The organism is Mycolicibacterium nivoides, assembly GCF_003855255.1.
Lineage (GTDB): Bacteria > Actinomycetota > Actinomycetes > Mycobacteriales > Mycobacteriaceae > Mycobacterium > Mycobacterium nivoides.
Genome location: NZ_CP034072.1, coordinates 5962946 through 5983828, shown reverse-complemented (window position 1 = coordinate 5983828; position 20883 = coordinate 5962946). Strand labels below are relative to the sequence as shown.

Sequence of the window (20883 nt, the reverse complement as noted above, 5' to 3'; positions counted from 1 at the left end):
TGGACAGAGTCGGGATTTCGGCGCGAAAGCTATCGGTGATGGCCGTCGTCGTGGCTTCCGGGACAGCCCTGATGGGGTGCGGCGACGGCGACGGAGCGGCAGTCATCGGTGTTGCCGCACCGTTGTCCGGAGAAGCCGCGGTATGGGGTGGCCCGGTCGATTCGATGACCCGCGCGGTTGTGGAGCACGTCAACAAGCTTGGCGGCATCAACGGAACCAAGCTCAAAGTGGTGAGCGAGGATGAGAAGTTCAACGCCGAGGACGGAGTCCGTGCGGTGACCAAGCTCATCAACAGCGACAACGCACAGTTTATCGTCGGTCCGACATCGGCGACCTTCATGGCGACGCTCAACCAGGCCGAGCGCAACGAAGTGGCGATTGCATCGCCGTACGCGGGCATGGTGGAATTCGACGCCCGATCCAATCCCTACACCTTCCGCACTGTCGGGCCAGATACTTTCGACGGTTTGACGGTGGCGAAGAACCTCTGGGACCGAGGCTTCAAGACCGTGTCCATCCTGTACGAGAACGTGGACTCCGCGCGCAGTACGTCCAACTGGGTCGACAGCTTCTACACAAAGCTCGGCGGCGAGGTCGTGGCGAAGGTCGCGTTCAACGGCGGTCAAACTTCTTATCTCCCAGAGGTCCGCAGCGCCTTCGAGCCCGAGCCCGACATCGTTTTCCTCGCCGGCTCTGTTGAGCCGGCTGTGCCGATCTTGCGCGAGTGGGCGCGATTGGGTCTGCCCGGCAAATGGTCTCTCATCGCCGAGCTGTCTTATCCGGTCTTGCTCAAGGAAGTTGGCGCTCAGTACCTCGAAGGCGCATATGGTCAGTCCGCCATGGCCGCTGATTCCCCGGCCATCGCGGGCATGCGGAAGCTTCTGACCGAGGCGTACGGAGAGCAGAACGGCAATGAGATCGCTGAACAGCCCACCGCCGGCCTGACCTACGACGCGATCGTCTCGGCTGTTCTGGCGATGGCGGCCGGGGGACAAGCGACAGGAGTCGCGATCGCCGAAAACTTGCACAAAGTAACAGATCCTGGCGGAAAGCCGGTCTACACGCTCGATGAAGGACTGGAGCTATTGGGCAAAGGTGAGAAAATCGATTACCAGGGAGCATCTGGTCCCGTCGACTACACGCCGACGAACACAGCGACGCCTGACTACGGCATCTTCCAGGTGGTCGATGGCAAGTGGAAGGTCATGGAGCGTTACGCGGGGACCGAACTCTACGACTTGGCTGAGGAACTGGACTGACCATGAAGAGGCAGAACACACGGGCAGCGACCTCGTCGTCGACGGGATGTGCGGAGGTGCCGGTGTTGGGCACCCTGACGGAGTTCGATGCCGTAAATCGAACTTTCGCTCAGATGCTCTGCGACCGCGCTGAGCGTGAACCCGACGTGATCGCGTATTGCAGCTGGAGGAACGGGGCAGCCCACCCGACCACGTGGAGCGAATATCTTGAGCAGGTCCGGGAGGTTGCGCTCGGTCTGCATGATCTGGGTGCCGTGCCAGGCGACCGGGTAGCCATCGTGTCGTCTACTCGCCACGAGTGGGTCGTGGCCGCACTGGCGATACTCAGTCTCGGCGGTGTTCCCGTGGGCGTGTACCCCACGAGCTCGGTCGCCGAAGTCAAACAGGCACTGGAGAGTTCCGAGGCCACAGTCGTTTTCGCGGAGAACGTGGCAGATGTCGCGAAAGTTGCCGCGGTATCGGCCGAGCTGCCACGACTGCGTGCAACGATCGGGTTCGACACCAAACCGCAGGGCTTTTCGGATTCTGTGCGCGCGGTGCACTGGGGAGAACTGCGCCATCGCGGTCGATCCCGCGGGGTGACCGAACCCGAGCTGTTTGCGACGCTGGTTGAGGAGGGCGATATCGATCAGCCCGCAGCACTGTTCTACACGTCGGGATCGACCGGTGCGCCGAAAGGTGTGATCCACACGCACCGCACCCTGCAGTACTCGGTGCTCGCCTTCGTCATGTCGTACCCAGAGGTCGGTAGAATCAGGCACGACCTCGTTGCATTTCTCGGCCTCTCGCATGTTGCACCCGCGCTGATCGGCGTATTCACCCCGATCATGACTCGCCTCGTCATTACCTACTGCACCATGGATCAACGTCTGGACGCGCTCGTCGGCGTGCGACCGACAGCGGTCCTGTGGCCACCACGAATGCACGAGAAGTTGGCCGGCGAGGTGTTACAGCAGCTTTCGGAGTCTGGCGCCGCCTTCCGACTGCGGTACGCGATAGCGATGCGGATTGCTCGCAAAGTAAGCGAGATGCGCTGGAGAGATCAGGACGCCCCGTGGTATTTCAACTATCTGTACAACGTGTGCCTCCGTCGGGTGTTCCTTCCCCTGCGCGCAAAAGTTGGCATGGACCGCATCAGGGTCGCCTGGACTGCCTCAGGCAGCATGTCCCCCGAGGTGACAGCGCTGTGGCAGATGTGGGGACTCGACCTTCGTGAGCTTTACGGAACGACAGAAACCTGCGGATCGGTTCTTGCCCAGTGGGATCGCGCATTCCCGCCGCCCGGAACAATCGGGAAAACCATGCCCGACCCACGGTGGAAGGCGCGCGTGTCTGGAGAGGGGGAGCTGCAGCTGCGCAGCCCCTGCCTCTTCAGCGGTTACCTCGACGACTCTGAGGCGACGGCCGCTGCGATGGACCACGGCTGGTATCGCACAGGCGATCTGGTGGAGGTGGACTCCGATGGGGAAGTGCGGATCATCGGCAGAATCAAAGATGTCCTCAAGACCAGCGGCGGAAAAACTGTCAGCCCTCAGCCGATCGAGCTCCGACTCAAGGCCAGCCCACTCATTGATGAGGCGATTGTCGTCGGTGAAGGACGCAAGTATCTGACCGTACTGGTCGGCGTGAGTGCGGAGACGCGGACGCTGCTCACGACTGACCGAGATGCCGCGCTTGCCACATGGATCGACGAAGTCAATTCTGAGCTCTCAAGGCCGCTGCAATTGAAGAAGTTCCGCGTCCTACCGCGGCCGCTCTCGGCCGCGGACGGCGAGTTGACTCTCAAGGGCACCATACGGCGCTCGGCAATCCTCGCGTCTTTCCGCGACCTTGTCGATGAGATGTACGACGCCGGTGAGCAGGGGGAGATCGCCCGCCAGGCGCGGTTCGCCGGCGGCGATCTGAAGTAGGTGAATGGATGAACGAGGTTCGGGTCGAGTTCATGACAAGCGCCGAGATCAGCGCGGCGATCTCGGAGGGAGCACGCACAGCAGTTCTCCCGCTGGGAGCGATCGAACAGCACGGTGGGCACTTGCCGCTGTCGATGGATGCCGATCATGCTGACGAGCTCGCGGTGCGGGTCGCGCGCCATCTCGGGGGCGCGCTGGTTCTGCCGACCGTACGGGTGGGGTACTCACCGCACCACCTCGGATTCACCGGCACCCTGTCGCTTCGCGCGTCCACGCTGGAATCGCTGTGCGAAGACTACTGTCGACACCTCGACAAGGATGGCTTCGAACGAATCGTCATGTTCTCCGGGCATATCGGGAACCATCCCGTGATGCGTGACTTCGAGGAGCGACTCACGGCGGCACTCGCGCCGCTGACCGTCATCATCTTCTCCGATACCGAGGCCATCTTGAACGCGTGGCAACGGGCGGCGGACAGCGTGGCATCTTTGGGCGCCAACGTGGGAGGGCACGCTGACATCGCAGAGACATCGGTGATGCTGGCCCTTCACCCACAGAAGGTCCGCATCGACCGGTTCGCCCGAGGCTACACCGGCAAGGTGGACCAGCAGCTACTCGATCGGGCATTTCAAGACGGAATCGGAGCAGTCTCCGCCAACGGCATTCTGGGTGACCCAGAAGGCGCCTCGGAGCGGATCGGGAAGGCGTGCCTCGACGCGGTCACCTCCCTGATTGCCGACTACGCCCGCGCCCGGGGCGCGTGACATCCACGAGAACGGAGTGCAAGCGATGACTACCCTCGATCCCGTTTCTACTGGGAACTCCGACCGGGATATGGCGCAACTGCGCAGGCTTTACGGTCGTTATCCAACTGGCGTCGCGGCGGTGTGCGCACTGCGTGATGGACAACCGGTCGGGATTGTTGCCACCTCGTTCACCCCGGTATCCATCGATCCGGCGTTGGTGTCGATCTGCGTGCAGCACACGTCGACTACCTGGCCGCATCTGGCAAACGGACGCCATCTAGGCGTCTCGGTCCTGGAATCGCGGCAAGAAGCCACGTGTCGGCAGATTGCGGCGAAGAATGTGGATCGATTTGCCGGAGTGCCATGGTTCGTGACCGAATCCGACGCGGTGCTGCTGTCAGACGCGGTGGCCCAACTCGACTGCGAGATTTCCACGACCGTTTCCGCCGGTGACCATGATGTGGTCATTCTCGAAGTCAAGGCCGCTGCGACGGACATCGACGCATCTCCGCTTCTCTTTCACGACAGCCGATTTCGAACGTTCGCGGTCGGACACGACTCATGACGGCGCGCAGCTGTGAATCTCGGCTAGCGATCGAGCGCGCCGTTACGGCTCTGCGCGCCGGGTCTCCGGTTCTGGTTGTCAACGGCACCGATGACCAGGTCGTCGCCGACGTAGTGATCGCGGCCGCTCATGCCACACCGCATTGGACGGCATGGCTGGTGAGGTTCACCTCGGGGCTGATTTGTGCGGCGCTGCCCGCACGTCGAGCAGAGGAACTGGATCTGCCGACCATGGCCCGTGACGATGACTCAAATGTGGAAGCTCCCACGTTTGCGGTCGCGGTAGACGCCGCATCCGGTATCGGTACCGGCATCAGCGCGACCGACCGCGCCCGCACTGCGCGCGTTCTGGCAAGCGACAGCTCCCGGCCAACTGATCTGGTGCGGCCCGGTCACGTTCTCCCAGTGAAGGTTGCAGGCTGCGGGGTGCTCAAGCGCCGGGGGAGCGCAGAGGCGACGGTGGATCTTTGCGACATAGCGGGGCTGCCACCGGTAGGACTGACCGCTGCCCTCCTAGGGGAGGACGGCGAACTACTGCGGGAACCCGCAGTCAGTCTGTTCGCTCAGAACCATCGCTTGCCGGTGGTGCACATCGACAGCGTCGTGCACCACCGCCTTTTCCACGGTGATGGACGTCGCAAACGGGTCACGCTGGTTCAGAACCGACTGGACCAGCTGGCAGGCCGGGCGCTCAGAGCAGTCGACTTTGAAGACCAGCTGACGGGCGCTCGGCATACGGTTTTCATCGGCACCTCCGTACCTGATATCGATCCACCCGTGTATGTCATCACGGAATGTGTCCATGGTGACCCACTTCTAGCCTCTGGCTGCGAATGCAGAGTCGAGTTTGAGAGGTGTCACGAACGCATCGCCGCACACGGCGGAGTCATCGTGTACGTGCGGCCACCTATCACCTCAGCGCCGAGGTTCTCGGTGCCGCAGCCAGAGTTGGTCGCAGGTTGCATCACCGCGATGCTGATCGAGCTCGGTTTCACGACAGTGACTTTGGCCGACTACGTGCAACATGCACAGCTGAAGTCCGTGTGCGAGCTGGTCGTCTCTGGGCCTGCCGCGACCTCGGAGCCGTGCACGCTCTCCGCCGCTGCCCCCTGACACCTCACGCTTCTTGAGCGCGATAGACAATCGGAGAGACCGTATCCATGGACATCCATGCCACCATGCAGAACGTACCGCTGACGCTCACCGCGATCCTAGACGGAATCGACGGCACCTTCGGTGATTCAGAGGTCCTCACCTATGCAGGTGCCAACGCCGTCGTACAAGCCGCCACATTCTCTGAGATTGCCACGCGCGCAGCTCAACTGGCCAACGGATTGGCTGGCTTCGGAATCGAAGCCGGTGACCGGGTTGCGACCTTCATGTGGAACAACCAGCGGCACCTCGAGGCATACCTCGCCGTGCCCTGTTCTGGCGCGGTCCTGCACACACTCAACATTCGGCTCACGCCTGAGCAACTCGGCTATATCGCCTCCCATGCCGGGGACAAGATCATCATCGTTGATGCCAGTTTGCTCGACACGTTGCTCCCAGCGTTACCGCTGATGCCGGAGCTGGCGGCGCTGGTAATCGCCGGTGACCCGACCGACGCACAGCTGGCCGAGGTATCACGTCTGGTGCCCAACGTGATCGCCTATGAGCAACTCGTGAACAGCCAACCGACCACGTTCGCGTGGCCAGTGCTCGACGAACACAGCGCAGCCGCGATGTGTTACACCAGCGGAACCACCGGGGATCCCAAAGGCGTGGTCTACAGTCATCGGTCGGTCTATCTGCACGCCCTTGCCGTCTGCACGGCCAACGTGGCGGGAATCTCCTCCCGTGACCGGGTGCTTCCCATAGTCCCGATGTTTCACGTCAACGCGTGGGGCATTCCGTATGCGTCGCTGATGGCCGGCGCAACACTGATACTGCCGGACCGCCACCTCAAGCCCGACACGCTCGTCGATATGATCGCCAAACACGGCGCCACGTTGTCTGGCGGCGTCCCTACGGTTTTCAACGACATGTTGCTGTGGCTGCGCGACAATCCTGGCCATCGAATCGACTCGTTGCGGCGAGTGCTGTGTGGCGGCGCAGCGGTCCCGGCGTCCCTTGTCGCCGCGTATCGCGATGAATTCGCGGTTCCGCTGGTCCAAGCGTGGGGCATGACCGAAACCAGCCCCATCGTGACGATCGCCGACGTCCCAGGCAACGCGGCGACGACCGATCAGCAGCGAAAGCTCAACAGCACGGGCCGATTCCTGTTCGGTGCCAAAGGACGCATCGTCGACGAGACGGGCACTGTTCAGCCCCGCGACGGCCGATCGGTTGGCGAAGTACAGGTGCGTGGCCCCTGGATCACTGGCGGCTACCACGGCGGCATCGACGCCGAGAGCTTCTCCACCGACTCGGACGGACAACTCTGGCTCCACACCGGCGACATCGGACACATCAGCGCAGACGGATACCTGACGCTCACCGACCGAGCCAAAGACGTCATCAAATCCGGTGGCGAATGGATCAGCTCCGTGCACCTCGAAACCACTCTGATCGGTCATCCCGATGTGGTCGAAGCTGCTGTGATCGGCGTACCTGACACCCGTTGGGACGAACGACCACTCGCATTGGTGACCTTGCGCCCCGGCTCTGCCGCGCGGGTCGAAGATCTGAAGGCTTGGCTTGAGGAGCGCGTGCAGCGATGGTGGCTGCCTGAGCGGTGGGCCGTGGTCGGCTCTATCGCGCGCACCGGCGTCGGCAAGTACGACAAGAAGCTGATGCGGCAGCGATACCACGCCGGCGAGATTCCCGTCACCGTGCTGCCCCGCTAGATCGACATCGCCACTGCGGTCACATCAAACCGACGGGGATGGGATCAGAATGCAGATCGAGAACAAGGTTGCTGTCGTCACCGGCGGTGGATCAGGAATCGGCCGGGCACTGGCCGTCGAACTCGCCAGGAATGGAGCACAGGTCGTCATCGGCGACCTCGACGGGCGTGACGCTGCCGAAGCGGCCAGGAGCATCGGTGACGCGGCGACGAGCATCCGGGCGGATGCATCCACCGTTGACGGCGTGACAAGCTTGATCGCTGAGGCCGAACGGCACTTCGGGCCCGTGGACATCTTCGTCGCCAATGCTGGCATCGTGGGAGCTGCAGGCCTCGGTGAATCCGCCGACTGGGACAAGGTCCTTGCGATCAACCTGCGCGCTCATGTCAATGCCGCCGGCCTGCTGTTACCGGCATGGCGCAGCCGCGGCAGCGGCTACTTCGTGTCGGTAGCATCCGCGGCCGGCCTGCTGACGCAACTGGGCGCGGCGGGGTACGCGGTCACCAAACACGCCGCGATCGGATTCGCTGAATGGCTTGCAATCACCCACGGCGAGGAGGGAATAGGCGTGAGCTGTGTGTGTCCACTCGGAGTCGACACGCCCCTCCTCGCCGCAGTGCGCTCCTCCTCAGGCCTGTCGCGTCGGATCGGCGCACAGTCGATCATCAAGTCCGGCAGCGTCATCAGCGCAGCGGAGGTCGCGGCGGAGACGATCGGCGCCGTACGCGCGGAGCGATTCATGGTTCTACCCCACCCGGAGGTTCTGGGTATGTTCCGCGGCAAGGGCGCGGACTATGACGGGTGGATTGCGAGAATGCGTCGCCTGCAGCGGTCCCTGAGCGACGGTGCCTCAGCACCGAGTGACGGCTAGCTACAGCGAAGGGCTCTACACCAGTCAATCCAGCAGGCCAAACGGGGATCTCGCTGTTGCGCGGGCATCGGACCGGGTCGACGCTGTTGGTCAGACATATTGGGGTGCAGAGGAATCCGGCTAGCCGTTGCCCGTATACGCGAAGAAGAAGCTCATCCGAAATAGTCGGACAGCCAATGACGTACATCACGTTCCGTTGGCAGTGTGGTCCCTATCACTGTTGTCGGCCTTCTGGCATGTCGGCCGGCCGTCACGTTCGATGGGAGAACATTATGGGAGCCAGCACTATTGGACGCGTCAAGGCGCTGTCAGCGGTGATGGGCGTAGCGGCGGCGGTAACGATGGGTGCGACGTGTTTCACCCATGGAAGTGACGTCACGGGAATCAGCTTGGCGCGTACCGACGATCTGCCGTCGGCCACGGTGACTCGGTCAACGGCACCGAAGGAGCTGGCAACCTCCTTCGCCCGGCCGACCCACACCGCTACACCGTGTGCGGCGAGAGCCACCTTGCCTTGCTGACAAGCAGGCTCGCGGCTCACTCGCGCACAACGGGATTGGTCAGCCGGCTTTGCGGGTTCAGTGCGGCGGAACCGCGTTCTGGACGAGGCTACGCGCTGTCCGCCGGGCGATGCGAGAGTACTCTTCTCTTCGGCCCAGAAGGCGTTCCGTTGGCGCGCTGATGGATAACGCCGCTATCGCCCGGTGGTCACGCTGATGGATGCCTACGGCAATACATGACCGGTCCGGGATGGTTTCACCGTGCTCTATCGCGACGTCGTCGCGTCGGGCGGAGATGAGCTGTGCATGAAGGATATTCACGTCAACCACTGAGTTCTCCGTGAGCCTCGGCAATCCGTTGCGGTCGATGAGTTCTTCAACCGTGGGCCAAGGTAGCTGCGCCATGAGCAGCTTCCCGAGTGCCGAAGTGTGACCGGAAATATGAACTCCGCGAGTGACTATCGGATCCGTCCGATCCGCGGATGCATTGGTGATGCAGACGACGCCTCGACCATCCCACGCGCCGACGGTCACCACAGCTGAGAGCTGGTGGGAGAGCGCTGCCACACGCCGATTTGTATCGGCATTGAAACAGCTGGAACTCATGAGCCGGCCACTGAAGAGCAGAACACGCCAGCCGAGTCGATAGCGGTCGCCTGAAGTCTGTTGCAGCAGACCAATCGCTGCAAGACTGGACATGATGTCGAAGGTCGTCGACTTCGCCAGCTGCAGCCTCGCGGCCACCGCCGTCACACCCCACTCTGGTGTCTCAGCCGTGAAGAGATCGAGCACCTTCCCGGTGCGGTCGATCGTGTTCAGCACCATGCGGCCCTGCGTAGGAGAGGGAATTCGGTCTCGGTGGTCAAGAGCTCTGCGGGTTATTGGTCGCACGAGTTTGGTCGGAAAGGCCGAGAGCGGCGAGTTTCGCCAAACAGATACCGATCACACGCTCTCGATCGGATTCGCGCATCGCCCGTGGCGGTGCTTCCCGAATGAGCGCCAGCACTCGATGATAGAAGGTCGACGGTGCGATGCCGAACTCCGGCAGGATGTACTCGTCGCCGTGATCGAACGGTGCCCATCGAGCCACAAACGAGAGCATGCGAGTGTATTCAGTAGGCGTGTGCGAGTTGACATTTATAGGCCGTCCCGTTTTTGGCGGTTCCTTGATCATCGAAGGTCCGCATCGTCGAAGCCGCGCTCCAAGCGATGGCGCACTGTGCCGAGATAGCGTGCGGCGTCGGCGCCGTCGATGATCCGATGGTCGTAGGACAGCGACAGATAGGCCATCGAACTGGTCTTCACCACAAGGTTGCCAAGCTCGTCGCGCCCAGGAACCAGTCGTTCGACCACCGTCCCGACACCAAGGATGGCTGATTGGGGTTGATTGATGATCGGGGTGTCGAACAGCGCGCCGCGGCTTCCGGTGTTGGTGATCGTGAAAGTTCCTCCCGCCAGATTGTCAGGCCGTACCGTCCCCGATCTCACCGCCAGGGCTGATGTCGCGATGGCTGCTGCCAAGCCGGCCAACGTCATTGACTCGGCGTCGCGGATCACCGGCACCATCAGACCCTTATCACTATCTACCGCAACACCTAGATGGACGGCACTGTGATAGGTGACCTCGGTGCAGTCGGCGTTCAATGAAGAGTTGATCACCGGGTGTGCCGCAAGGCCTTCCACGGCAGCGCCGACGACAAACGGCAGGTAGGACAGCTTCTGGCCGGTGCGGGCCTCGAATTCGGCTTTGTTGCGGTTGCGCACCAGCGCGACATTGGTCAGGTCGACTTCGACTACCGTCGTCAACTGCGCCGATGTCTGCAGCGATGCCAGCATGCGCTGAGCAATTGTGCGCCGGATCCGCGAGAGCTTCTCGACTCGCTCCGTTGCTGATTCAACCGGTTCAGGTTGAGGTTCCGGTTCCGGCTCGGCGAACTCTGGAACGCTCTCTGGCTCACTGGCCGTTTCCTCGGCGGGCGCAGCGTCGGCAGCGCTGATCACCGCGATGACCGAGCCGATCTCGACCACGGCGTCCTCCGGTTCGATGATCTGAGCCAGGATCCCGGCTGCGGGGGAGCAGACTTCGGTATCGACCTTGTCGGTGGCGACCTCGAGCAGGGGTTCGTCATGCTGGACTTCATCGCCTACTGCTTTGAGCCATCGGGTGATGGTGGCCTCGGTGACCGCTTCGCCAAGGGCGGGCAGTTTCACGTTGGTAATGCTTGTGGCGGAGTTCATTTCACGCTCCGTTCGGCCAGGTCGAGTGCTGCGCTGACGATGCTGTCGGTGTCGATGCCGTGATACCGGTAGACATCGTCGAGCGAGCCGACCTGTCCGAATCGGCTCACTCCTAGAGCGGCTCCCGCCACATTGTTGATACCGGTGAGAAACGCCAACGTATGTGGGTGTCCATCGAGCACGGTGACCATAGGGGCCGCTCGTTCGGCCGGGAAGACCTGGTCGAGGATCCAGCTGGGGCTCTCGGAAAGCCCGCGGCGAGCTCGTAGCCCGTCGAACAGCAGGCCGGGGCTGGTCACGCAGATGACGTCGGTATCGATGCCTTCCTCGGCGAGCCGGTCGGCCGCCCGCAGGGATTCGGTGATCATCGCTCCCATTGCGACCACAGTGACCTGCGGTGTGCCACCGGCTCGTCGCAGGATGTACGCACCGGCGACCACTTGTTTTCTCCGGCGTTCTCGGGCTGCGGCGTCGTCGGGAACCGATGCCAAAGTCTGGTCCACGGGGCGCGTGGAAAGTCGCACATACGACGACGAGCCATCCGGCCGACCCAACAGACCGATGCATGACAGCAACGTCCACTCGACATCGATGGCAAATGCCGGCTCGTAACTGATGCAACCAGGTTGCTCAAGGCCGATCGACGGTGTCTTGATGGACTGATGTGCGCCGCCCTCGGCCGCGAGCGACACACCCGAGGGTGTCCCGACCAGAATCGACTGTCCGCCTGCGTAAATGCCGTAGGACCACGGTTCCAAGGCACGTTCCACGAATGGGTCGTAGACCACGCCGATCGGGAAGAGGGGTTCGCCCCACCGGCTCCACGTCGCGCCGAGCTCACCGATCAGGCCGACAAGATTGGTCTCGGCGATACCGAGTTCCATGTGCTGTCCGGTTGGTCTCTCCCGCCAGTGCATGATCGTCTCGGGGTCGTCGTCGAACCAGTTCCGACGTTCATTGGGTGACCACACGCCAACCTTGTTGAGCCAACCGGCCAAGTTGGTCGTTGAGCTGACGTCGGGGCTCACTGTCACCACACGCTTGGCCGCGTCCGGAGCTTGCCGGCTGAGGTCGAGCAGCACCCGGCCCAGGGCCGCCTGGGTAGACGATGTACCCGAGGGAGTGCGACCAGTGTCAACGGGCACTGCTGGCGGAGGCGACAGTGTCACCGGCTCGCGCCGCAGTCTCTCGGCAGTCGTGGCGCAGAGCGCTCCGGGCGCACTATCGGTGTCGAAACGCTGCCAAGGACTGGTCGGGTCCATACCGAGTTCCGTGGCGAACTGCTCGTACTGCTCGATGGTGAGCAGTGACGAATGGTTCTGGGGATGGCCCTGGGTGGGCAGCCGGTGACCTTTGATGGTGTAGGCGATGATCACTGTCGGACGGGTGTCATCGATTTGGGCGTAGGCGGCGCGCAGTGCGCCGAGGTCGTGGCCGCCCAGATTGCGGATCGCGGCCAGCAACGTGTTCTCATCCAGGTCGCGGATCAGCGTCGAGATCTGGTCGGCCCCTATTCCGTTGCCGGGCAGCCTCTCCCGCAGCTCTTCGGCTGAGCAGCGTAGTAGGCGCTGGTACTCGGGGTTGGGCATCTCGAGGATGCGGGTGCGCAGCGCGGCCCCGCCGCTGTGGCCAAACAATGTCTCAAGCTGGGCGCCGAACTTCACGTTGATCACTTGCCATCCGGCGGCCGAGAACATCGCCTCCAGCCGTCCGGCGGCGATGTTCGGCACGACCCGGTCGAGGGACTGGCGGTTGAGGTCGACGATCCAGACGATCTCTCCGAGTTCGGCGACGGAGTTGTCCAAAATGGCTTCCCAGACCGCTCCCTCGTCGAGTTCGGCGTCGCCCACCAGCGAGTACTGGCGACCTTTGCCCGCGGCGCCGATCTGTGTGTCGACGTAGCGGCGCGCGATCGTGCCCCATATTGGCGCAGTTGCCCCAATCCCCACAGATCCTGTCGAATAATCAACGGGATCAGGGTCTTTCGATCGGCTCGGGTAGGACTGCAGACCACCGAACTCACGCAAAGTGGTCATGTACTTCTGATCGAGTTCGCCCAACAGGTAATTGATGCTGTGCAGCACGGGCGAGGCATGCGGCTTCACCGACACCCGATCGCCTGGTTGAAGCTGTTCGAACCACAGCGACGTCATGATCGAGGTCATGGAGGCGCACGACGCCTGATGGCCTCCCACCTTCAGGCCGGTCGGGTTGGGCCGAACACGGTTGGCGTGGTGGATGATCGACGTCGATAGCCACAACACGCGGTCCTCGATCTCGCGGAGGGTGACGTCTGCTGACGTGTCGGCGACACGAGGCCGTGCTTCGACTGATTGCGAGCGATCCATCAGTGGTTTCCTTGCATGCGAGTTCCAGATTGTGGGGTGACTGGCCTTCGCCGTGCTCAGGTCGTGAACACGGCGAAGGCGCGTCGCAGCAAGCGGGCTCGAGTGAGAGCGCAGGCGCTGCCGACCGGGGTGACGCGGTCTTCAGAGCTCCGTCGGGGTGCAGAACTCGCTGTCTAGTCGAGCATCGAACTACACTTTGGACAAGTTCAAGTGGATCGACTGAGCATTTTGCTGATGTCGATGTTCGGGCATTCAGTTGGAGGTTGTCATTTTGACTACGCAAACCAGAGTCGACGCTTTGGATGCTCGGATCCTCAAGGCTCTCAACGATGACCCTCGGGCCACCGTGCTCGCATTGGCCGACAAGACCCGGCTCTCGCGCAACACTGTCCAGGCACGCATCAACAAGTTGGAACGATTAGGCGTCCTACGCTCGTTCGAGAGACGCATCGATCCCGCCACACTGGGTTACCCGTTGACGGCGTTCATCCTGACGCGCGTCACGCAGCGCAAGCTCGCTGCCATCGCCCGAGCGCTGGAGCAGGTTCCCGAAGTCGTCGAAGTGCAGGGACTCGGCGGTGCTACCGATCTGTTGATTCACGTGGTCGCCCGTGAGGCGGACGATCTTTACCGGGTGGCCGGCCGGATACTCGATATCGACGGTGTCGAGCAGACCAACACCTCGCTGGTCATGCGCAAGCTCGTCGACTTCAGGCTGACACCGCTTCTGGAAAAGCTGGTTGAGGAAACGAAATGATCGCGTTGCCTCGATTCGGTGGTTGCTCAGTTGCTGTCTGTGGCAGCGGTTTTTGCGTCCGGCGAAGAGGGGAGGCGGCTTGCGCTCACATGGGGCGGCAGGTCCTGAGGTAACTGAGGAACGATGCCTGCAGGCCCGTAACGTGCGTTTCGTGCAGGATCTCGCTGGTGACCGCTCCGCTGTGTGAAGTGAGGCGGTGAAGGACGGTGGCCGTGTTCTTCGCGAGGCTTTGGTAGACGGCCAGGTCTCCGAGAAGCTCTCGGTCGTTGAACGTTACGTGAAGCTTGGCGGCACGCCGGCTGTCGCCCAGCTCGTGGAGCTGGGCGAAGACCTGACTGTCTTCAGCGATGACGCCGGGGCTGCCCGCTCCGACGCTCTCAAAGAGCGTGCTGCCGGTGAGCCAGGCGTAGAGGCTGAAGAGTCCGCCGTAGGAGTAGCCGAAAAGGCCGTGACCGCTCGCGGCTGTGCCATAGTCGCGTTCGATCCGCGGGTGCAGTTCCGCGGTAAGGAAACTCAGGAACACATCGGCGTGGGTGTCGCGCAATTCGGCGAGGTAGGCGTCGGCTTCCTCGCGTGTCCTCATGCCCGCTTGCAATCCCATCTCCACGGCATCGATGAGCTCCTTGGCGATGGGCTCGCCGGGTGGCACGAAGTCTCTGTTGCGCAGCCGATCCCAGTCCTGTGCTTCCTCGCCCGCATACCCGACGCTGACTTGGATGTAGGGCTTGATCCGTTGCATGGGGTCCATCTGGGTCACGATGAGCGGAGCCGTCAGGCCCACGGCAAAGTTGCCGTCGAGCACATACACGACAGGCGCCGGCGCCGTGGCGGGGTCGTAGCCGGGTGGCGTGGTGACCCAGACGCCGTAGTCATGCCCACCGCTGGAACGAATCTCGAAATAGTCGGTGTCGGCGAGACAGCCTTGCCACATGGAGCTCATCAACGGTCCTTCACAACTCGGCCGGCTTCGCAGCACGACGCCATCGGCGAATCTTATCCATTGGATAACTGTTATCCAATGGATAAACTGTGTGAGTGATCCTGTCAACCGCGGAACGCAAAGGCGACGCACGCGAGCGTCTCCTGGCTCGGCTTCTCGACGCCTTCGATGAGGCACTTCCCTCGCCGGAGATGTCGCTGCGTGAGGTCGCCGCCCGGGCCGAGACCAGCCACGCCCTCCTGCGATACCACTTCGGGTCGCTCTCGGGCGTCTTGGCGGCCATGCTCAAGGTGCAGCGATCTCGTGACAACGAGGTGTTTTTCAAGACGGCCCAGCAGGGCACCTTTGCCGACCTCGTCGTGGCGATCTGGCGCGCCTACACCCATCCGGAGCAGCTGTCGCGTGTACGCGGCTTCTTCCACGTCGTAGGACTCGCCGCGTACAGCCCGGGGGACTTTCGTGAGTTCATCGACTCACTTGACGACCTGACCGCGATGTTGGCCTCGCTCGCCGAACGCGAAGGACACGACTCCAAGGAAGCGCTGAGCATGGCCACCGTCGCCGTTGCCGCGATTCGTGGCCTGCTCTTGGAGGCAGTTCTGACTCCAGGGGCCCATTCGGAGGATGCGGTCGCCTTGATCCTGCGCATGAGCAAGGGCCGATGCGCTCCACACACACGTGAGGGGCCTTGAGCAAGCAAGCAGCCTCGCCTCCGCCAACAGAATGGCCGGATCCTCACGATATTGGGCAGAATGGCCACTGTTCATGCGGGTGCTGGTAGGTCAGTGTCAGTCAGTGATGGAGAAAACGCACCGTATTGCAGTTGTGGCCCTTGACGGTGTCACGGCATTGGACATTGCGATTCCAGTCGATGTTTTCACGATCGACCGTGATGTCCCGTATGACTTGAGAGTCTGCGGGATGTCGGATTGCGTCAATACTGCGTCGGGCCTGGCCCTGGCGGTCGGCCACGGTCTTGATGCAGTGGGTGAGGCCGATACCGTGATCGTCCCGGGATATCAGCCGGTGGATCGGCCTGTTCCTGCCCCAGTGCTCGACGCTCTAGCAGAGAGTGCGGCGCGAGGTGCCCGGGTGGCGTCAATTTGCACTGGGGCGTTCGCGTTGGCGGCCGCTGGCGTCCTCGATGGTCGACGAGCCACCACGCATTGGCAGCATCTTGGGGAGTTCGAGGCGCTGTTTCCATCGGTGCAAATCGATCGGGATGTCCTCTATGTCGACAACGGTGATGTCCTGACTTCTGCCGGAATGTGCTGCGGGATCGACATGTGCTTGTACATGGTGATGCGGGATCTTGGTGCCGCGACCGCGAATCGGATAGCTCGCGCGTTGGTTGCCCCACCTCATCGCGACGGGGGACAGGCACAGTATGTTCCCGCGGCGGTAGCGATTGTCGGGGATACTTCGTTGGCCGCCACGCGTGCGTGGATATTGGACCATCTCGCCGAGACAATCACCGTCGCAGAGATGGCGCAGCACGCCCGGATGTCGGTGCGGACCTTCATGCGTCGCTTCACCGACGAAACAGGGACGACTCCGTTGCAGTGGCTAGTCAACGCACGCGTTACAGCTGCACGCGAATTGCTTGAGACCACAGACTATTCGATCGACCGTGTCGCTCAGGATTCCGGGTTGGGGTCGGCAGCCAATCTTCGCCTCCACTTTCGTCGCAGCCTGGCTACAACTCCAACCGCATACCGTCAAGCCTTCTCGTGTGACTACGCCACAGCGACTGCAGTCTGAACGGTCGAACCTAGCGACCCAGAAGTTGATCCGACTGGGAGCACAACACGACAAACATGATGTGTGCTGTGTTCGTTGCCGGCTGATTCCGCCGCTATCGGCTTAGCGGACACTCCAAACGGGCGCGGAAGGGCAGCGGCTCTTCATCTGCATATAGCGTTTCGCAGCTGCGGTGTGCATTGGAACCACTGTCGACACCCGCAGGCTGCTGTCCATATCCGACGCCGACCAGGGTTGGGAGGCAATTCTTTTCACCGAAAGGAAAACCGCAATGACCATCCACACTGTTGAGATCCCCGAAGACTCCGAGATCTTCGGCAAGACCGTGAGCGCTTTCGCGAGCTTTGGCTACTCCGCGGCGGTGCGCTCACGCGGGCACCTATTCATTGCTGGCACCATCGGTCGGCGCCCCGACAGCACCATCCCTGACGACATTGAGGAACAGACCGAGATTGCCATTCGGAAGCTGCAGGAGATTCTCCGCCTGGAAGGGCTCGATCTGTCTGCGCTCGTCGATGTCACCAGCTACCACGTCGACATCCACCAATACCTGTCCGGCTTTACCAAGGCGAAGTCCCGCCTGATCAAGCCTCCTTACCCGACTTGGTCACTGATCGGCGTCAGCGGGCTCGCGAGCCCCGGCCTGCTTGTCGAAATTCGGGCTACCGCAGCGTATCCCGACGGATCCTGAGCGCACCTGGTTCTTACGCAAGATGATCCAGGATCGGAAAGGTGGCCAAATCCTCTTGGAAACTGTCAATTACGCCACTCGTGTGTTGTTTGGTGGGAGGGGACTCTGGTCAGACAAACATCAATCGTTCGAGAGGAAACGATGTCGGATCTGACTGGAAAGCGGGCTCTGGTAACCGGCGCCGCGCGAGGCATCGGGGCAGCCATCGCCGTGGAGCTGGCCACGCGTGGCGCCGATGTGGCCATCACGTACCAGCGGTCGGCTGATTCTGCGGCGACTGTCACTGACAAGATCCGGTCGCTCGGGAGACGGGCCGCGGCGATCCAAGCTGATAGTGCAGACGCAGCCGCGGTCACCTGGTCGATCGGTGAAACTGTCTCGCAATTAGGCGGATTGGACATCTTGGTCAACAACGCTGGTGTGTTGCATTCGGCGCCGCTGGCCGAGACGACACTTGAGCAGATCGATCGCATGATCGCAGTGAACATTCGCTCTGTCGTGCTAGCTTCACAGGCTGCGATTACCTATCTACCCGATGGAGGCCGAATCGTCTCACTGGGCTCCTGCCTGGCTGAGCGGGTCGCGATAGACTACGCAACGGTCTATTCGATGTCGAAATCTGCGTTGCTCTCCTTCACTCGCGGCCTGGCACGCGAACTCGGACCGCGCGATATCACCGTCAACCTCGTCCATCCGGGACCGACGGATACCGATATGAATCCTGCAGACGGTGTGGGTGCCGACGGGTTGAAGGAACTCATGGCGCTCGGACGTTTTTCAAATGTGGTCGACATCGCATCGGCAGTTGGATTTCTGGCGAGCCCAGCTGCCCGGAATATCACCGGCACGGGCATTACCGTTGACGGCGGCATGAACGCCTGAACGCGCGGGGCCACCTGTCACACGTGGAGCCGTGATCCAGGGTGCCTTGCCGCAGGAGCGAGGCGCCTCGGGCGACCACTGGCCTCGCATGGCCCGCGAACAGCGCTGCTGGTTCGCATAAACCTGCGAATGCGGTAACTTGTCGCGCCGGTCCGCGCCGGCGCGTTGTTCCACAAGGGCAAGCTGCTCGAACGGCCCCGGGACATCACCCCGACATCCTCAACCGCCCAGGCCGACACCACTGGAACGGGGGTCGCCTCGAACGTAGGGGCTCCCGGTCGACTGAAGACGTTGCGTTGTCGGGTTCGCACTGTCGCTGATGTCTGGTCCTTTACGGGAAGATTGAAACTGGTTAATTTTCAAGTGATTTGCCAGATTCTCTGCCGCGCCGACGGTTCCTCGTGTCTGGGCGAACGAGGGGTAGGAACAGTTCGTCGACGATCGAGTGGATGCGCTCGGGTTCGACAGGTTTGAGGTCCATGAGCAGGTCGTGGCGTACCAGGTCGAACGGCATTGCGAGCGCCGCGGCAGGGATCTGTTCCAAGTCGATCTCACCGCAACCGGTCGCCTCGAATCGGAACCGAGGACACGGGGGCCGGCCGATAGCGCCGAAGAGCCTCCACCGATGCAGTACCTCCGTGGAGGCTCTTCGTCCTGACGGCCTTCAGGGCAGGTCGACTACCTCGAACTCGAGCAGGTCGGCCCCGGTGGCCACCGGTTTGCGTCCGTCGGCGACCGGACCGTGGTCAGCTGTCTTCGCCCGCCAGGCATCAAAGGACTCCTGACTCTCCCAGATCGTCATCACGAAGTACCGATCGTCACCTTTGACCGGGCGCAACAAGGTGAAACCTTCGAACCCGGGTTCGCCGTCGACCATGCGCGCCCGTGCAGCAAAGCGCTCTTCTAATTCAGCACCCTGGCCTGCCGGAACGTGCAGGGCATTGATCTTGACTACAGACATCAATCTCCTTGTGTCATCACTTGTTAGTGGCGGTCACTGAGCAGAGCCACCGATCTTCGGTGAGCGACCGCACCCGGTCTAATGCTGTTCACCGACAACAATCAATATTACTGAAGGTTCAACTCCTGAGCTTTGTGACTTTCCATGCTTTCTGTGCCAAAAGCTATGCCGCGCAGCGGATAACGCGATGGCAGCAACCTGATGCAGATTGGCACGATCACCGCTGGCAACGTACGAAAGCGCCGACGACTATGAAGTGGCACGTTTCTTCGCAAGCGCAGGAAAGGTCAAAGCTCTTGATCGCCATCGACCAATCGCCAGATGGCTCGTTCATGAATGTCCACGCGGTCGGCAGGAACGTGACGGCGCCACAGCTGCGACAAGACAATTCGCCCCGCGCTGGGCTCCCCCTTGAAGGTCGCCGGATCGGGGTGACTGCGGCACGGAAGGCCCGAGAACAGATCGAGATGTTCCAGCGACGCGGCGCGGATACCATGTGGGCGCCCGCACTTTCACTTGTCCCATCGATGATCGACCAGCGGGAGCTCCGCCGCACCACTCAGGCCGTTGTGTGCCGACCTGTGGATCTGTTTCTGGCGACAACCGGCACCGGCATCAACTCCTGGTTCGACTCCGCCGACTCGTGGGGACTGGGTCGCGACTTGGTCCGAATCGCCTCCGGCGCCGAGGTGCTGGCTCGGGGACCAAAGTCGGCCGGTGCACTGGTTGGGCGTGGAGTGCACGTCGACTGGTCGCCGCAGAGCGAGTGCTTTGCGGATGTCTTGGCCTACCTTAGCCGCCGAGACCTGTCAGGTAAGCGAATCGTCTTGCAGGAGCATGGCCAGTCGCTGGATCACGCAGCCCAGGTCCTGCGCGAGCGGGGTGCTGAGGTGGTTGTCGCCTCGATCTACCGCGTCGATGGACCTGAATCGCCGGCCCGGCTTGATGAGCTTCTCGATCTGGTCGTCGCTCATGCCCTCGATGCGCTCACCTTCACCTCCGCGCCTGCTGCGGCATCGCTGATGCGCGCCGCCGCAGTCACCCATCGCGAATCTGTCGTCGTTGATGCGCTACAGGGCGACATTGTGGTCGCGTGCGTGGGACCTGTGGCAGCAGATGCGTTGGCACCCTGGAGAATTCCCGTAATCGTGCCTTGCCGATATCGGCTCGGTGCCCTCGTCAAGCTCGTCGAGTCTCGCCTAGGGCAACGCTGACACGTGAACCAGAATCGATGGTGCCTCGGCGGGGGAGGATCGTTATGGGTCAGGCGTATCCTCGCCAGATTCGTTTGATCGAGTTGATGCGCTCCCGAGTTTCGTGTGTCGCTCTTTACGTGAGCTTGGGAGCAGTTTGCGCGGTACTTGGCTCCGCCTGTGGGGCGCCCATTGCTCCGCGCACTGAATCCCCATGGTCTGGTTCGGCTAGTAGCTCTCACATAGCACGTGATGTTGTTGAGGCACTGAAGCGCAGCGGGTTGCAGCCGGGACGGCCAGTGGACACCAGTGCCGTGGACTGTCCGACGATCGGATGCGTTCAGTCGATCACCACCGAGCGCATGCAAGTTCTCTCATTTCGCACAAGTGGTGCGGCTCAGATATACGCGGCAGATCACAGCATGCGCCAGGTG

General features: G+C 62.1%; 19 protein-coding genes. 13 read left to right on the top strand and 6 right to left on the bottom strand.

Going from position 1 to position 20883, the window contains the following annotated elements; genetic code table 11:
- Positions 1 to 38: 38 nt before the first annotated feature.
- The 7 genes from EH231_RS29240 to EH231_RS29210 all read left to right on the top strand — a co-directional run bounded on the left by EH231_RS29240 (position 39) and on the right by EH231_RS29210 (position 8178).
- A complete protein-coding gene (locus EH231_RS29240; RefSeq protein WP_164481060.1) occupies positions 39 to 1259 on the top strand; it encodes an ABC transporter substrate-binding protein in 1221 nt (406 codons plus the stop codon).
- A gap of 62 nt (positions 1260 to 1321) precedes the next feature.
- The gene (locus EH231_RS29235; RefSeq protein ID WP_241177828.1) at positions 1322 to 3169 is read left to right on the top strand and encodes an AMP-dependent synthetase/ligase; all 1848 of its coding nucleotides are present in this window, start codon (positions 1322 to 1324) and stop codon (positions 3167 to 3169) included.
- Between the two features lie 8 nt (positions 3170 to 3177).
- The gene (locus EH231_RS29230) at positions 3178 to 3933 is read left to right on the top strand and encodes a creatininase family protein (RefSeq protein WP_090423867.1); all 756 of its coding nucleotides are present in this window, start codon (positions 3178 to 3180) and stop codon (positions 3931 to 3933) included.
- Between the two features lie 25 nt (positions 3934 to 3958).
- Positions 3959 to 4480 carry a flavin reductase family protein gene (locus EH231_RS29225; protein WP_124713858.1) on the top strand — a complete coding sequence of 174 codons (522 nt, stop codon included), beginning with the start codon at positions 3959 to 3961 and terminating at the stop codon, positions 4478 to 4480.
- Entirely contained in the window at positions 4477 to 5592 is a 1116-nt protein-coding gene (locus tag EH231_RS29220) for a 3,4-dihydroxy-2-butanone-4-phosphate synthase (protein ID WP_124713857.1), read from the top strand. Before EH231_RS29225 ends, EH231_RS29220 begins: the two co-directional genes overlap by 4 nt.
- Positions 5593 to 5657: 65 nt before the next feature.
- Entirely contained in the window at positions 5658 to 7307 is a 1650-nt protein-coding gene (locus EH231_RS29215; protein ID WP_205868269.1) for a long-chain fatty acid--CoA ligase, read from the top strand.
- 49 nt (positions 7308 to 7356) lie between these two features.
- Entirely contained in the window at positions 7357 to 8178 is an 822-nt protein-coding gene (locus EH231_RS29210) for an SDR family oxidoreductase (protein WP_090423870.1), read from the top strand.
- A gap of 578 nt (positions 8179 to 8756) precedes the next feature.
- Here EH231_RS29210 and EH231_RS29205 read toward each other — a convergent pair.
- The 4 genes from EH231_RS29205 to EH231_RS29190 are packed head-to-tail and all read right to left on the bottom strand — an operon-like array spanning position 8757 to position 13264.
- Positions 8757 to 9503: an IclR family transcriptional regulator gene (locus EH231_RS29205; protein WP_124713856.1), complete on the bottom strand. Its 747-nt coding sequence runs from the start codon at positions 9501 to 9503 to the stop codon at positions 8757 to 8759.
- A 37-nt stretch (positions 9504 to 9540) separates the two neighbouring features.
- Positions 9541 to 9852: a hypothetical protein gene (locus EH231_RS29200; protein WP_124713855.1), complete on the bottom strand. Its 312-nt coding sequence runs from the start codon at positions 9850 to 9852 to the stop codon at positions 9541 to 9543.
- Entirely contained in the window at positions 9849 to 10916 is a 1068-nt protein-coding gene (locus EH231_RS29195; protein ID WP_124713854.1) for a 2-oxo acid dehydrogenase subunit E2, read from the bottom strand. The genes EH231_RS29200 and EH231_RS29195 overlap by 4 nt, the downstream gene beginning before the upstream one ends.
- Positions 10913 to 13264 (bottom strand): thiamine pyrophosphate-binding protein, encoded by a 2352-nt coding sequence (locus tag EH231_RS29190; RefSeq protein ID WP_124713853.1) that lies wholly within the window; start codon positions 13262 to 13264, stop codon positions 10913 to 10915. Before EH231_RS29190 ends, EH231_RS29195 begins: the two co-directional genes overlap by 4 nt.
- 271 nt (positions 13265 to 13535) lie before the next feature.
- Between EH231_RS29190 and EH231_RS29185 the strand changes: the two genes are divergently transcribed.
- On the top strand, positions 13536 to 14021 hold the full coding sequence (locus EH231_RS29185; RefSeq protein ID WP_205868271.1) for an Lrp/AsnC family transcriptional regulator: 486 nt from the start codon (positions 13536 to 13538) through the stop codon (positions 14019 to 14021).
- Positions 14022 to 14106: 85 nt separating this feature from the next.
- Here EH231_RS29185 and EH231_RS29180 read toward each other — a convergent pair whose 3' ends face one another.
- Complete coding sequence (locus EH231_RS29180; protein WP_124713852.1) at positions 14107 to 14961, bottom strand: alpha/beta hydrolase; 855 nt, start codon at positions 14959 to 14961, stop codon at positions 14107 to 14109.
- 95 nt (positions 14962 to 15056) lie between these two features.
- Between EH231_RS29180 and EH231_RS29175 the strand changes: the two genes are divergently transcribed.
- The 4 genes from EH231_RS29175 (at position 15057) to EH231_RS29160 (ending at position 18295) form a co-directional block, all read left to right on the top strand.
- Entirely contained in the window at positions 15057 to 15653 is a 597-nt protein-coding gene (locus tag EH231_RS29175) for a TetR/AcrR family transcriptional regulator (protein ID WP_124713851.1), read from the top strand.
- A gap of 106 nt (positions 15654 to 15759) precedes the next feature.
- On the top strand, positions 15760 to 16722 hold the full coding sequence (locus EH231_RS29170) for a GlxA family transcriptional regulator (RefSeq protein WP_124714416.1): 963 nt from the start codon (positions 15760 to 15762) through the stop codon (positions 16720 to 16722).
- A 271-nt stretch (positions 16723 to 16993) separates the two neighbouring features.
- A complete protein-coding gene (locus EH231_RS29165) occupies positions 16994 to 17413 on the top strand; it encodes a Rid family hydrolase (RefSeq protein ID WP_124713850.1) in 420 nt (139 codons plus the stop codon).
- Positions 17414 to 17554: 141 nt separating this feature from the next.
- Positions 17555 to 18295 (top strand): SDR family NAD(P)-dependent oxidoreductase, encoded by a 741-nt coding sequence (locus EH231_RS29160; protein ID WP_124713849.1) that lies wholly within the window; start codon positions 17555 to 17557, stop codon positions 18293 to 18295.
- Positions 18296 to 18959: 664 nt separating this feature from the next.
- Here EH231_RS29160 and EH231_RS29150 read toward each other — a convergent pair.
- Positions 18960 to 19256, bottom strand: a complete 297-nt coding sequence (locus EH231_RS29150) for an antibiotic biosynthesis monooxygenase family protein (RefSeq protein ID WP_124713848.1) — start codon at positions 19254 to 19256, stop codon at positions 18960 to 18962.
- A 59-nt stretch (positions 19257 to 19315) separates the two neighbouring features.
- On the opposite strand from EH231_RS29150, the gene EH231_RS29145 reads away from it, so the two are divergent.
- On the top strand, positions 19316 to 20470 hold the full coding sequence (locus EH231_RS29145) for a uroporphyrinogen-III synthase (protein WP_124713847.1): 1155 nt from the start codon (positions 19316 to 19318) through the stop codon (positions 20468 to 20470).
- The last annotated feature ends 413 nt before the right edge of the window (positions 20471 to 20883 follow it).

What these genes read in the sequence shown, in the direction of transcription:
- EH231_RS29240 (WP_164481060.1), top strand. Translation starts at nt 39, where the DNA reads ATGGCCGTCGTCGTGGCTTCCGGGACAGCCCTGATGGGGTGCGGCGAC.
- EH231_RS29230 (WP_090423867.1), top strand. Translation starts at nt 3,178, where the DNA reads ATGAACGAGGTTCGGGTCGAGTTCATGACAAGCGCCGAGATCAGCGCG.
- EH231_RS29225 (WP_124713858.1), top strand. Translation starts at nt 3,959, where the DNA reads ATGACTACCCTCGATCCCGTTTCTACTGGGAACTCCGACCGGGATATG.
- EH231_RS29220 (WP_124713857.1), top strand. Translation starts at nt 4,477, where the DNA reads ATGACGGCGCGCAGCTGTGAATCTCGGCTAGCGATCGAGCGCGCCGTT.
- EH231_RS29215 (WP_205868269.1), top strand. Translation starts at nt 5,658, where the DNA reads ATGCAGAACGTACCGCTGACGCTCACCGCGATCCTAGACGGAATCGAC.
- EH231_RS29210 (WP_090423870.1), top strand. Translation starts at nt 7,357, where the DNA reads ATGCAGATCGAGAACAAGGTTGCTGTCGTCACCGGCGGTGGATCAGGA.
- EH231_RS29205 (WP_124713856.1), bottom strand. Translation starts at nt 9,503, where the DNA reads ATGGTGCTGAACACGATCGACCGCACCGGGAAGGTGCTCGATCTCTTC.
- EH231_RS29200 (WP_124713855.1), bottom strand. Translation starts at nt 9,852, where the DNA reads ATGATCAAGGAACCGCCAAAAACGGGACGGCCTATAAATGTCAACTCG.
- EH231_RS29195 (WP_124713854.1), bottom strand. Translation starts at nt 10,916, where the DNA reads ATGAACTCCGCCACAAGCATTACCAACGTGAAACTGCCCGCCCTTGGC.
- EH231_RS29190 (WP_124713853.1), bottom strand. Translation starts at nt 13,264, where the DNA reads ATGGATCGCTCGCAATCAGTCGAAGCACGGCCTCGTGTCGCCGACACG.
- EH231_RS29180 (WP_124713852.1), bottom strand. Translation starts at nt 14,961, where the DNA reads ATGAGCTCCATGTGGCAAGGCTGTCTCGCCGACACCGACTATTTCGAG.
- EH231_RS29170 (WP_124714416.1), top strand. Translation starts at nt 15,760, where the DNA reads ATGGAGAAAACGCACCGTATTGCAGTTGTGGCCCTTGACGGTGTCACG.
- EH231_RS29165 (WP_124713850.1), top strand. Translation starts at nt 16,994, where the DNA reads ATGACCATCCACACTGTTGAGATCCCCGAAGACTCCGAGATCTTCGGC.
- EH231_RS29160 (WP_124713849.1), top strand. Translation starts at nt 17,555, where the DNA reads ATGTCGGATCTGACTGGAAAGCGGGCTCTGGTAACCGGCGCCGCGCGA.
- EH231_RS29150 (WP_124713848.1), bottom strand. Translation starts at nt 19,256, where the DNA reads ATGTCTGTAGTCAAGATCAATGCCCTGCACGTTCCGGCAGGCCAGGGT.